9 protein-coding genes are annotated in these 12876 nt (G+C 67.9%); 5 read left to right on the top strand and 4 right to left on the bottom strand.

The genetic code is table 11. The annotated features are described in order from the left end of the window. Positions 1-27: 27 nt before the first annotated feature. Both DJ018_RS16760 and DJ018_RS16765 read right to left on the bottom strand, forming a co-directional pair. A complete protein-coding gene (locus DJ018_RS16760; RefSeq protein ID WP_111516135.1) occupies positions 28-1299 on the bottom strand; it encodes a sugar MFS transporter in 1272 nt (423 codons plus the stop codon). Positions 1300-1427: 128 nt separating this feature from the next. After that, positions 1428-2843 carry an FGGY-family carbohydrate kinase gene (locus tag DJ018_RS16765; protein ID WP_111516136.1) on the bottom strand — a complete coding sequence of 472 codons (1416 nt, stop codon included), beginning with the start codon at positions 2841-2843 and terminating at the stop codon, positions 1428-1430. A gap of 78 nt (positions 2844-2921) precedes the next feature. Here DJ018_RS16765 and DJ018_RS16770 point away from each other — a divergent pair, with 78 nt between their 5' ends. From DJ018_RS16770 to DJ018_RS16790, 5 genes are all read left to right on the top strand, one after another. After that, a complete protein-coding gene (locus DJ018_RS16770) occupies positions 2922-5042 on the top strand; it encodes a bifunctional rhamnulose-1-phosphate aldolase/short-chain dehydrogenase (protein WP_111516137.1) in 2121 nt (706 codons plus the stop codon). Positions 5043-5095: 53 nt separating this feature from the next. Next, the gene (gene rhaI, locus DJ018_RS16775; RefSeq protein WP_111516138.1) at positions 5096-6388 is read left to right on the top strand and encodes an L-rhamnose catabolism isomerase; all 1293 of its coding nucleotides are present in this window, start codon (positions 5096-5098) and stop codon (positions 6386-6388) included. A gap of 80 nt (positions 6389-6468) precedes the next feature. After that, positions 6469-7269, top strand: coding sequence for a DeoR/GlpR family DNA-binding transcription regulator (locus DJ018_RS16780; RefSeq protein ID WP_111516139.1), 801 nt, complete (start codon positions 6469-6471; stop codon positions 7267-7269). A 52-nt stretch (positions 7270-7321) separates the two neighbouring features. Next, entirely contained in the window at positions 7322-9568 is a 2247-nt protein-coding gene (locus DJ018_RS16785) for a hypothetical protein (protein ID WP_111516140.1), read from the top strand. 339 nt (positions 9569-9907) lie between these two features. Beyond that, the gene (locus DJ018_RS16790; RefSeq protein ID WP_111516141.1) at positions 9908-10552 is read left to right on the top strand and encodes a helix-turn-helix domain-containing protein; all 645 of its coding nucleotides are present in this window, start codon (positions 9908-9910) and stop codon (positions 10550-10552) included. 4 nt (positions 10553-10556) lie between these two features. Here DJ018_RS16790 and DJ018_RS16795 read toward each other — a convergent pair whose 3' ends face one another. Then, positions 10557-11468, bottom strand: a complete 912-nt coding sequence (locus DJ018_RS16795; protein WP_111516142.1) for an ROK family protein — start codon at positions 11466-11468, stop codon at positions 10557-10559. A 61-nt stretch (positions 11469-11529) separates the two neighbouring features. Continuing rightward, on the bottom strand, positions 11530-12552 hold the full coding sequence (locus tag DJ018_RS16800) for a LacI family DNA-binding transcriptional regulator (RefSeq protein ID WP_111516143.1): 1023 nt from the start codon (positions 12550-12552) through the stop codon (positions 11530-11532). Positions 12553-12876: the final 324 nt, after the last annotated feature.

Here is a 12876-nt window from a genome sequence, read left to right on the forward strand (position 1 = left end):
GCCGGCGCGATTGCGATGGACGCGGTACTAGGGGGTGACGCGGCCTCCTCGGGCGGCCGAAACCTGGGCGCCGCGCCACCCGTAAAGGGCGACGACGACGAAGCAGGCGGCGGGCAGCAGGAAGGCGGCGGGTGTGCCGTAAGCTTCGGCGATGCGGCCCATCGGGTACGGCAGCAGCACGCCCCCGCCGATCGCCATGACCATGAGCGAGGCGCCGCGCTTGGTGGCGGGGCCGAGATCCGCCACCCCGAGGGTGAAGATCGTCGCGAACATGGTCGACATGAAGAAGAAGACGCCCACCAGGGCGATGGCCGAGACCTTGGCCAGCCCGGCCGCGACCACCAGGCACAGGGCCACGTTGATCAGGCCGTAGACGGTCAGGATGGTGCGCGGCGCGAACCGCAGCAGCAGCGCGGTGGTGGCGAAGCGACCGATCAGGTAGGCGGCCGTGGCGACCGCAAGCATGAAGGCGCCCTCGCGCGAGCCGAAGCCCGGCCAGGTCTCCGTCACCAGATTGATGAAGAAGGCGCCGATGCCGACCTGGGCGCCGATGTAGAGCGCCTGCGTCACCACGCCGAACACGAAGTGCCGCTGAGCGAAGGGAGAAGCCCCTGCCCCGCCGCTCTTGCTGTCGCCATGAGCGGCGTCGCGGATTTCCGGCAGGCGCGAGCGGGCCACCACGGCGGCGAAAGCCAGGACGGCCAGGGCGATAACCAGATAAGTCATCTGCACGCCGCTCTGGTCGGCGCTCGCGGCGGCCGATCCTTCGCCCTCCGCGAAGAAGACCGCCCCGCCGATCAGCGGGCCCATGAACACGCCCAGGGCGTTGAACGATTGCGCGAGGTTGAGCCGCCGTGAGGCGTGCTCCGGCGGGCCCAGCACGTTGACGTAGGTGTCCGCGGCCGTCTCCAGCACGCACAGGCCGGACGCCAGCACGAACATCGAGCCGACGAAGAAGTTGAAGTTCGCCGCGCCGGCCGACGGGATGAACAGCAGGGCTCCGCCGGCGGTGACGCACAGACCGAAGACGATCCCGAACTTGTAGCCGCGCGCCTGCAGCAGCATGCCGGCTGGAACGCTCATCAGGAGGTAGGCGCCGAAGTAGGCGATCTGCAGCCAGGTGGACTGCGCCTTGCCGACGCTGAGGGTGTCCTGGACGTGCTTGTTCAGAACGTCGAGCAGGCCATAGGCCAGGCCCCAGACGACGAAGCACGAGATGGCCAGCGCCAGCGGCCCGCGCAGCGAGCCGAGAGACGGGGCGGTCACCCCGGGCGGCGTGGCGTCGATCTCGATCACCATACCCGTTTCCTCCGATGAACGCTCAAACGGCGTTCTTGGAGACACCCTGCCGGTGATCCGTCTTGAACGCAAATGGTTTGTTTTGACGCATTCGCGAGCAAAGCCGTCAGACCCGCTCGCAGACTCCGTCAGCTGGCGGGCTGCAGCAGCTGGGCTCTCCAGGCGTCACGATAAGCGTCGAGGCTGACCGCCAGCGGCTCAACGGAGACGAGCGGCGCCTGCGGCGGCAGCTCGGGGCGCAGCAGACGAAGGGCGCCGTACGGCACGTCGTCATGCGCGTTCGAGGTGTAGACGCGCATGTCCGGCCTCAGCGTCGCCAATGCGCGGACGAACACCTGCGCCTCGGCGAATCGTCCCTCCACCAGGAGGCGCTCGCGCGAGCCGATCAGGCGCAGCGTCTCGTCGGCGACCAGGGCCAGATAGAGCCCCAGCACGGCCCGCTTGTCGGACGGTGAAGCAGGCTCGTTGATCCAGGCGCCCTGCCCGCCTGGGAACGGCCCGACGTCCGGGACGAAGCTCGGCAGAACGAAGGCGCGCTCGGCGATCAGCTCTGGCAGTCGCTTGATCAGCCGCTGCGGATCGTAGTTTTCCGTGAGGTGGTAGATGTCGAGGCCCGCGATGAGCTCGGCTTCCCGTCCGCCCATGAAGCGCGCGGACGGCGCCGGCTGGCCGGCCACGTCGACGTTCAGCAGGCAATCGCGCCGCTCGTCCAACGAGGGCAGCTGGTCCCGCGTCGCACCCGGCGCCAGCGAACGCATCGCCACGAACCACGTGCCGGTGGAAAGCACCGTCGCGTCGTGTGCGGCGATCTCCGGATGGCCCCGCGCCGCCAGCAGGGCGGCGTTGCTGTCGTGCAGGCCGCAGATCACCTGGCACTCCGCCGGCAAGCCCGCCCGCTCCCGCCACTCCGGCGTGACCACGCCCAGCGCCTCGCCTGCTCCGCGCAGAGGCGGCAAACGCGCAGCCCAGCGCCGCGCGACCGCCAGTTCGCTCGGCCGCCGCTCGTGCGGCCGCCAAAGGTCCGTATGACAGCCGAGGCTGCTGGCCTCGCTCGCCGCCACGCCGCAGAGGCGCCAAGCCCAGTACTGAGGCCAGAGCAGGATCTGCAGATCCTCAGGCCAGGGTCCGGTCATCGCTTCGAGGCGGTGAAGCTGCGCCCCGAGGTTCAGTCCTTGCGGCAAGGCGGGCGAGCCCGTGTGCGCGAAGGCGTCGCGCTGGGCGTCGTAGGCGCGGCGCATGTCCGGCGGCACATCGTCTTCGTAATCTAAAGGCGCAGTGAAGAGCCGCCCGTCCGACACGAGAGCCGCCGCGGCCCCGTGGCCGACCGGCACGATGGCGGCGATCTGCACCACCTTGGCGAATTCGCTCAAGGTTTCCGCGATCCAGGCGTCGAGGCCGTGGACGTCGAGCGCGCGATAGCCCGGCCCCTGCGCCACGGCGTTGGCCCTCACTTCGCGCGCAAGCCGCACGCCGCGACCATTCCAGAGGCTCAGCTTGGCGTTGGTTTTTCCAACGTCCAGCACCACGATGCAGCCCGTCTCCACCCGCGTTTCCGATCTATTTTGATAGATTATTATCGAACATGATTGCTGAAGACGAACCTCGGGTCTAGGTTTTCCACTATGTCGATCATCAGCTCGCCCCCCGCGCCTGTGTCAGAGACCGCTCTGCCCTTCGCCGTACCCGAATCACGTTGGTCCGACGGAGCCGCCGCCGCGCTCTCGCAGCCTGAGCTGCTGCTCTATCGCTCCAACCTGCTGGGTTCGGACCTCACGGTCACCAATTTCGGCGGCGGCAACACCTCCGCCAAGGTGGTCGAGACCGATCCTCTCACCGGCGAAGCCGTCACCGTGCTCTGGGTCAAGGGCTCGGGCGGCGACATCGGCTCCATGAAGCTGGATGGCTTCTCGACGCTCTACCTCAACAAGCTGCTGGTCTTGGAGAAGCTCTACCGCGGCGTGGAGTTCGAGGACGAGATGGTGGGCTTTCTGCCCCACTGCACCTTTAACCTGAACCCGCGTGCGGCCTCGATCGACACCCCGCTGCACGCCTACCTCCCCTTCGCCCACATCGATCACGTCCATCCGGACGCTGTGATCGCCCTGGCGGCGTCCTCCAATGGCGAGACGGCCACCCGCGAGATCTACGGCGGCGAGGTCGGTTGGCTTGGCTGGAAGCGCCCGGGCTTCGACCTCGGCCTGCGCCTGCGGGACTATGTGGCCGCCAATCCGGGTCTGCGCGGCGTGGTGCTCGCTGGCCACGGCCTGATCTGCTGGGGCGACGACGCCAAGTCCTGTTACGAAAACACCATCGACCTGATCGCTCGGGCCGCCGCCTATCTGAATGCGGCGCTGGCAGGCAAGCCGGCCTTCGGCGGCGTTGCCTACAAGCCGCTGCCGACCGAACAGCGCGCCCGGATCGCGGCCGTCCTGATGCCCCGCCTGCGCGGGCTGATGACCGGAGAGCGGCCCAAGGTCGGTCACTTCTCCGACGATCCGGAAGCCCTGGAGTTCGTCGGCGGGAACGACTTCCTGCGCCTCGCGGCCATCGGCACCTCCTGCCCCGACCACTTCCTGCGCACCAAAATCGCGCCCCTGCCGCTCGATCCCGCGCGGATCGAGGACGACGGCTATCTCGCCGAGGCGCTGGAGCAGTACCGGCAGGGCTACAAGGCTTACTACGAGCGGTGCGCCGGCCCCGCCGATCCGAAGATGCGCGACCCCAACCCGGTGGTCGTGCTGCTGCCCGGTGTCGGCCGCTTCACCTTCGCGCTCGACAAGACCACGGCGCGTCTCGCGGGCGAGTTCTACGGCAACGCCATCAACGTCATGCGCGGCGCTGAAGCCATCGGCGACTACATCGGCCTGCCCGAGAGCGAAGCCTTCGCCATCGAGTACTGGGCGCTGGAAGAAGCCAAGCTGCAGCGTATGCCCAAGCCCAAGCCGATGGTCGGCCGCATCGCCCTGGTCACCGGCGCCGCCGGCGGCATCGGTGCGGCGACCGCCGCCCGCCTGGCCTCGGAAGGCGCGTGCGTGCTGCTGGCCGACTTCAACGGCGATGCGCTCGAACAGGCCCGCAAGGGTCTGGTGCAGCAGTTCGGGAAAGACCTCATCCGGGCCGCCGTCTGCGACGTCACTGACGAAGCTCAGGTGCAGGCCGCGTTCGACGCCGCCGCCCGTGAGTTCGGCGGTCTCGACATCCTGGTGGCTAACGCCGGCATCGCCTCGGCCGCCCCGATCGAAGAGACCACCATCGAGCTCTGGCGCAAGAACTACGACGTGCTGGCGCAGGGCTACTTCCTGACCGCGCGCGCCGCCTTCCCCCTGCTGAAGCAGCAAGGCGGCGGGTCCATCGTCTTCATCGGATCGAAGAACGCCGTGGCCGCCACGCCGGGCGCTTCGGCTTACGCCTCGGCCAAGGCCGCGTCGCTGCACCTGGCCCGCTGCCTGGCCCTGGAAGGCGCCGAGTTCGGCATCCGCGTGAACGTGGTCAATCCGGATGCGGTGATCCGCGGCTCGCGCATCTGGGACGGCGAATGGCGCAAGGAACGGGCTGGCGCCTACGGCATCGACGCCGGCGAAGAGCTCGAGGAGTTCTACCGCAAGCGCTCCATGCTGAAGCGCAGCGTGCTGCCCGAGGACGTGGCCGAGTCGGTCTACTTCCTGGCCTGCGACGCCTCCAGCAAGTCCACCGGCAACATCATCAACGTCGACGCAGGCAACGCCCAGGCCTTCTCGCGCTGAGCCTCAACAACAATCGCCTCGCAATGCACGAGGCGCGTATCGGGAGTGACATTATGGCTGGAGCGCCCCTGTCGGCCGACCAGATCGAAAGCCACAACGCCGCACGGCTCGAGGCCCTGCAGGACGAGTACGACAGCCTCGGCCGCGCCCTTGCTCGCCGCGGCGTCGCCATCGATGCGATCAAGGCGCGGGTGGGCGCGTTCTCCGTGGCCACCCCGACCTGGGGCTCTGGCCGCGGCGGCACCCGCTTCGCCAAGTTCCCGATCCCGGGCGAGCCGACCAACATCCACGAGAAGCTCGAGGACTGCGCCGTCGTCCAACAGCTCGGCCGCGCGACGCCCCGCGTGTCGCCGCATTTCCCGTGGGACCACGTCAGCGACTACAAGGCGCTGCGCGAGGAAGCCGCCGAGCTCGGCCTGGGCTTCGACGCCGTGAACTCCAACACCTTCCAGGACCAGCCGGGTCAGCCGCACAGCTATAGGAACGGCAGCCTCAGCGCGACGGACGCAGGCGTCCGCGCCCAGGCGGTCGAGCACAACATCGACTGCATCCGCATCGGCGAAGAGCTGGGCTCCAAAGCCCTGACCGTGTGGGTGGGCGATGGGACCAACTTCCCCGGCCAGCAGGACCTGGGCGCCTCGCTCGACCGCTACCTTGAAGCCGCCGCCGAGATCTACGCCGCCCTCCCCGGCGACTGGCGCATGCTGCTCGAGCACAAGATGTACGAGCCGGCCTTCTACTCGACCGTCATCTCCGACTGGGGCAGCAGCATCCTGGCCGCCCAGCAGCTGGGCCCGAAGGCCAAGTGCCTGGTGGACCTCGGCCACCACGCCCCCAACGTCAACATCGAGCAGATCGTGGCTCGCCTCCATCGCTTCGGAAAGCTGGGCGGCTTCCACTTCAACGACTCCAAGTACGGCGACGACGATCTCGACAGCGGCAGCATCAATCCGCACCAGCTGTTCCTGGTGTTCAACGAGCTGGTCGAGGCCGAGCTTTCCCCCCGCGACGGCTTCGATCCGGCCTACATGATCGACCAGTCGCACAACGTGACCGATCCCATCGAAAGCATGCTCTCGTCGGCCGAGGCGATCGTCGGCGCCTATGCGAAGGCGCTCATCGTTGATCGCGAGGCCCTGCACGCGGCCCAGGCGGCGAACGACACCATGCTGGCGTTCCAGGCGCTGCGGCAGGCCTACCGCACGGACGTAACGCCCATTCTCGCCATGGCCCGCATGGAGGCGGGCGGCGCGGCCGAGCCGATCTTTGCCTACCGCGACAGCGGCTGGCGCGAGCGCAAGGCCCAGGAGCGCCGGCCGGTGGGCCTGGGCGCCGGCATCGTCTGAGCGGATTTGAGAATCTCTTGGTTGCACAGCTGGCACAACCTGCTGAAAAGGCCTCTCGCCTCCAGCGATCAGGACTAGCCATGCACTCGGCCGAACGCGAGCAACTCATCCTCAGCATCATCGAGGAGCGTGGTTTCATCGGCTTCCAGGAGCTGGACCAGCGCGTGGCCGCCTCCCCGGCCACCCTGCGCCGCGACCTTGATCGATTGGCTGGCACTGGCCGCATCGTCCGCGTCCGCGGCGGCGCCCGCCTGCCCGAAGGCAAGTCCGACGAAGGCCACCTGACCGGCGTCCCGTTCCACGAGAACATCGGCCGCCATCCCGCTGAAAAGGCTGCGGTTGGCCGCGCCGCCGCTGGCCTCTGCGCTCCCGGCGAGGCGGTGATCATCGACGGCGGCTCGACCACCCTGCAGATGTGCCCTCACCTCGCCGACCTGGGCCTGCAGGTGCTGACCACCTCCCTCCACATCGTCAGCGCCCTCCTGCCCCAGCCAAGCACCCGGGTGACGATCCCCGGGGGGACTGTATTTCGAGAACAGAACATCGTGCTGTCCGCCTTCGAGGAAGACGGCGCGAGTCGCTTCCGCGCCTCCAAGATGTTCCTCGGCGCCGCCGCCGTAGGCCGCCACGGGGTGATGCAGGCCGACATGCTGCTGATCCAGGCCGAGCGACGGCTGCTGCAGCGCGCCGACGAGATCATCCTGCTGGTCGACAGCAGCAAGTTCGAAGCGCCGGCTGGGCACGTGCTTTGCGACCTCGAAGAGATCTCGACCCTCGTCACCGACGACCGCCTGCCCGACGCCTGCGCCCAGTATGTGGAGCGGGCGGGCGTGCGGCTGGTCGTGGCGCCGGTCACCGACAACAGAGCGGCGCGGTCCTGAAACCGGAGGAGCGGCCCGCCCGCTCCCCACGCGCCGCCAGGGAGATGAAGCCATGGCTGCCGTTCGCCGCGTTTTCGCCGCCCTCGCCTCCGCCGTCCTTCTCACGACGCCGGCGCTGGCCCAGCCGATCGACAGGCAGGCCCTGGTCAGCCGGCACAACGTCACCTTGTCGGAGATCGACCCGCACGCGCCCCTGATGGTCGGCAACGGCGACCTGGGCTTCACCGCCGACATCACCGGCCTGCAGACTTTCCCTGAGCAGTATTCCAAGCTCGCGCCCTTGCTCACCATGGCCCAGTGGTCCTGGCACAGCTTCCCGGACCCGAAGGGCTATACCGAGGCGGACGGCCTCACCCAGGTGGAGGTCCCCGGCCGCGGCTCGCAGCCCTACGCCTGGATGCGCAGCTGGTCCGAAGCTGAGAAGAACCCGGCATTCACCTGGCTGCGCGCCAATCCGCATCGGTTCTCGCTCGGCCGGATCTCCCTCGAATTGCGCCGGCGGAACGGCCGGCCGGCCGCCTTCGCAGACCTCTCGCGGACGAGCCAGACACTGGACCTTTGGACCGGCGCCCTCACCAGCCGCTTCGTCTTCGAAGGCCAGCCGGTGACGGTGGAAACGCGGGTGCTCCCCGAGGACGACGTGGTGCTGGTGGAGATCCGCTCGCCCCTGGTGGCGCAGAAGCGGCTGGGCGTTTCGGTGCGCTGCCCCTACGTCACCGACGCGGTGAACGGAGACCCGTCCGATTGGAGCCGGCCTGAGCGGCACGCCACCACCGTCTTGAGCCGCACGGCCTCCCGTTGGGTGCTTGGACGCAAGCTCGACGATACCACCTACGCCAGCGCCATCGAGGCGCCGAACGCCGCCATCAGCGCTGATGGCCCGCATGGCTTCCGCGTGATGCCCGCGCGCGGCGATCGGCTGGTCGTGGCGGTGGCCTATGCACCTCAAGCCGAAGCCCTGAAGCCCGTCGCGCTGTCCACAGCACGAACCGCCGTGACGGAGACCTGGCGCAGCTTCTGGAGCAAGGGCGGCATGGTGGATTTCACCGGGAGCACCGATCCGCGCGCAGCCGAGCTCGAACGGCGCGTGGTCCTTTCCCAATATTTGAGCGCGCTGAACGGGACCGGAGAACTGCCGCCTCAGGAAGAGGGCCTCTTCTCGAACAGCTGGTACGGCAAATTCCACCTGGAGATGCCCGTCTGGCACTCGGGCTGGTTCGCAGCCTGGGGCAGGCCCGAGAAACTCCAGCGCATGATGGGGTGGTACGCCGCTCACCTGCCCGAGGCGCGCAAGGAGGCGGCGCGCCACAAGGTCGAGGGCGCCTGGTGGCCAAAGATGAGCGGACCGGAGGGGCGCAACAGTCCCAGCACCATCAACCCGTTCATCATGTGGCAGCAGCCGCACCCGATCTACCTGGCCGAACTACTTTATCGTGCGCAGCCGTCCGCCGAGACGCTGCAGACCTATGGCGAGGTTGTGGACCAGACCGCCCGGCTGCTTGCCTCGTGGCCGCTCTGGGACGGGGGGAAGGGCCGATACGTCCTCGGCCCGCCGATCATCCCGGTGCAGGAGAACCATCCGCCGCTCTCGACCATCAACCCGACGTTCGAAGTGGAGTACTTCCGCTGGGGCCTGCAGACGGCGCAGGCCTGGCGGCAGCGGCGCGGCCTGCCGCGCGAGCCCAAGTGGGACGAGGTGATTGCACGGATGTCGCCGGCGCCGCAGCAGGACGGCCTCTACCTCCCGGTCGAGAGCGGACCTGACTTCTGGAAGCAGGCGGCCACGTCGGCGTGCCGCACGCATGCCACAGGCGAGTGCCTGAACCGGGACCATCCCTCGTTCCTCATGGCCTACGGCCTGATCGGCGCCGACCGGATCGACCCTGAGACCATGCGCCGGACCTTCCGCGCGACCGAGGACGTCTGGGACATCCGCCAGACCTGGGGCTGGGACTTTCCCATGATCGCCATGACCGCTGCGCGCCTCGGCGAGCCGGAGAAGGCTGTCGACTGGCTGTTCGCAGACCTCAAGAACAACCAGTGGGGCGTCTCCGGCATGACGCCGCGGGTGCATCTGGACGAACATGCCGACGCCTTCACCCCTACGGCCTCTGCGGACGTAGGCCCCGACGGGCCGGGTTACCGCCGAGCGGCGGAAACCTACTTCCCGTCCAACGGATCGTTGCTGCTGGCGGTTGGGATGATGGCGGCCGGATGGGAGGGGTCGAAAGGGGCCGCTCCGGGCTTTCCGCAGACGGGATGGAAAGTCCGCGCAGAGGGCATTCGGCCGCTGCCCTGAGAACGAGGCTCAGCGTTCGGGGGCCGCAGGAAAGAAAACCCGCGACCGGGGCTCTCGCCTCGACCGCGGGTTCTGACTGCGGACGGCCAGCACCGGAAACCAAAGCCCCAGCGCGCGTCTCCGCCGAACCGAGCGCTCCCGCCGGTCTCGGAAGACAGGCATCGCTCTCGGCGCGGAGGCGATTAGCACCCGCCGGCGATTCTCGCTCAGCTTAATCTCGACGCTAGGAGCCGAGCCGGCGCTCGTCGTCCCCGCCTCCGTATGACTACTTAGGGAAAGCTCCCGAATGTCGCCAAAGCGGAGCTGAGGCCAGCATGTGTTGATCCTGGAGGACGACACATGACCCTCGCCTACGACGTCGACACCCACGCCGCCCCGAGCCGCGTCTCCGAGCTGATGGAGCGCCTGGGACTGCGGATGACGTTCGCAAAGGATGAGGAGCTCTATGCTCAGGATGATGACGCCGACCTCATCTACATGGTCACCTCAGGCGCGGTCCGCACGACACGTCTGCTCAGCGACGGCCGTCGCCAGGTCAGCGCGTTCTACTACGCTGGCGACCTCGTCGGCCTTGAGACCGGTCCTGCGCATCGGTTCTCAGCCGAAGCGCTCTGTGACTGCACGGTCCTGGTGGTGAAGCGCTCGTCGCTGAAGGCGTTCGCTGGCGACGGCGAACTCGATCGCGCCATCTGGGAAGCCACCCGCCGGGAGCTGGAGCGGACCCAGGACCACCTCCTGGTACTTGGCCGCAAAACGGCGTGCGAAAAGGTCGCCAGCTTCCTGATGGAGCGGGCGCAGAGCGACCGTTCTACGAAAGTGTCCCTGCCGATGGGCCGGCAGGACATGGCCGACTACCTTGGCCTTACGATCGAGACGGTCTCGCGCATGCTGACGCAACTGCAGAGCGCTTCGGTGGTCGAATTCGACGGCAGCCGGCACTTCCGCGTCAAGCGTTGGGATGCCCTCGCCCAGATGGTGGAGTAGGGATTCAGCTCACCTTCTGCCCGGCTCTCCAGAGTCGGGCCGCACCGCGGACACCGGAAGAGTCGCCCCACTTCGCCGGCGCCAGGGTCGCCGTCCAGGCGTCTCCGAAAACGTAAGGCGAGATGGCGGCTGGCAGACGCGCGTAGAGATCCTCTGCGTTTGAAACGCCGCCGCCGAACACGAACGCCTCTGGGTCCACCAGGTTGACCACCATGGCCAGGGCCCGGCCAAGACGATCCACGTACCGCTCGAAGGCCGCCGCCGCATCGGCGTCTCCGGACTTCGCGGCCGCCACGATCTCCGCGCCCTTCAGCTCGCGTCCGCTCACCCGGGCGAAGTCGTGCTGCAGGCCCGTGCCCGAGATCCAGGTCTCGAGGCACCCGCATTGTCCGCACCAGCAGCTTGGACCTGGGACCTCGTCCGGCTTGGGCCAGGGCAGCGAGATGTGGCCCCACTCCCCCGCAATCCCGTTGGCGCCATCCACCACAAGCCCGTTCACGACGAGCCCGCCCCCGCAGCCTGTGCCGATGATGACTGCGAAGGTGGAGGCGGCGCCAGCCGCCGCCCCGTCCACAGCTTCCGATAGGGCGAGGCAGTTCGCGTCATTGGCCAGGCGGATCGGGCGGCCGAGCGCCGTCTCAAGATCCTCACGAAAGCGGCGACCGTTCAGGTAAGTGGAGTTCGCATTGCGGATCAGGCCCGTCCGCGGGGACACAGAACCGGGAGCGCCGACGCCGACGGTCCCCTGCCCGCCGGCCTGCCCCTCCGCCTCTTCCACGAGCTCACGGACAGCGCGTATGGCGGCATCGTAGCTGCCGGGGTTCGGCGCTCGCACGCGAGACAGGAAAGCCCCGTCAGGAGCGAGGGCGGCCGCTTCGATCTTGGTGCCGCCGAAGTCCACACCGATTTCGATCACGCTCTTGTCCTGCGCTGCTGAGCTGGACTGCTATTCCGCAGACAAGGCCCTGGCGCAACGATCAGGCGTCGCGGCCCGGCGCCGGCCCGCTCGACTCCCGAACGATGAGCCGATGGCGCGCCAGATGCGAAGGCGCAGGAGCGTCCGCGTGCGTCGGCCAAGCCGCGAAGGCCTGCATTGCCCGCAGCGACATCTCCTCGAACGGCTGCCGGATCGTGGTCAACGTCGGCCAGATGGAGCTGGCGATCGGTGCATCGTCGAAGCCGACGACCGAAAGATCGGCCGGAATGCGAAGCCCCCGCCGCTGGGCCTCCATGCAGGTCGCGGCGGCCATCTCATCATTGGCCGCGAAAATCGCGGTCGGACGGTTAGGCGTGTCCAGCAAAGCCTGAGCGGCCTCGACGCCTGACCTAAAGCGGAAGTCGCCTGAGGCAAAAAGCTCTGGTCCCGGCCGCCCGAGCCCCCGCGCAGCATAGGCTTCCAGGTAGCCGTTGCGCCGCAGGATCGAGGCGGCGTGGTCGGGATGGCCGCCGATATGGCCGATCCGCTCGTGCCCAAGGCTGAATAGGTGCTCGACGATTTCGCGCGCGGCCGCCCGGTCATCCATCTCGACGGCCGGAGACATCGGGTCCGGGCTGGAGGGGGAGATCAAGACGCAGCGCACATCGTGCTCGCGCAGAAGTTTCTTCAGGGGCGTGAAGTCACAGAGCGGCGGCAAAAGGATCATCTCCCGCACGCCGCTCGCGGTGACGAAGTTGACGATGCGGTCCTGCCAGCCGAGGTCCGGCTCATCGAAGAGTTCGACCGACAGATGCCGGCCGGTCTCCATGCAGGCGCTTAACAGCGCATGGTGGAAGCGTGACTGATAGCCTGAGCTCGGGTCGCCCATCAGAACGCCGACGGAATAAGACCCCTGTGACCGCAGGTGCCGGGCCGCGGCGCTAGGCGAATAGCCCAACAGCTGCATGGCTTGCCGCACCTTGTCGCGCGTTCGTCCGCGAACGCTCTCGTGCTCGTTCAGCACACGAGACACGGTCTTCACGGAGACGCCCGCCCTCAGCGCCACATCGCGAATCGTCGCCATCGAACTCAGAAAACCCCGATCTTCGTCACCGTTGTAGCCGAACGGGCCGCACCATCCAAAGCGGTACGGCTGCGGCTGTCCGCTTTTTGGCAGAGCTAGCAGGACATCCTGGGCGTCGCAATTGTCCAACGATGGACATTCCACCGCTCTTTCAGAATGGCCGGATGGCCGGGCGGACCCGTCGGGCGCAGGAGCTTGACTACCTCAATGTGAACGCAGCCTGCCGAGCACAAATCCCTGGTTTGTCGGAAATGTTAGCGTTCCCAGTACGCTAGCCGCTTCTGAAATGTGACCGCTACCGGTCGCAATCCAAACTCCCGCCTC

Origin of the sequence: Phenylobacterium deserti, from assembly GCF_003254705.1 — a bacterium.
Lineage (GTDB): Bacteria > Pseudomonadota > Alphaproteobacteria > Caulobacterales > Caulobacteraceae > Phenylobacterium > Phenylobacterium deserti.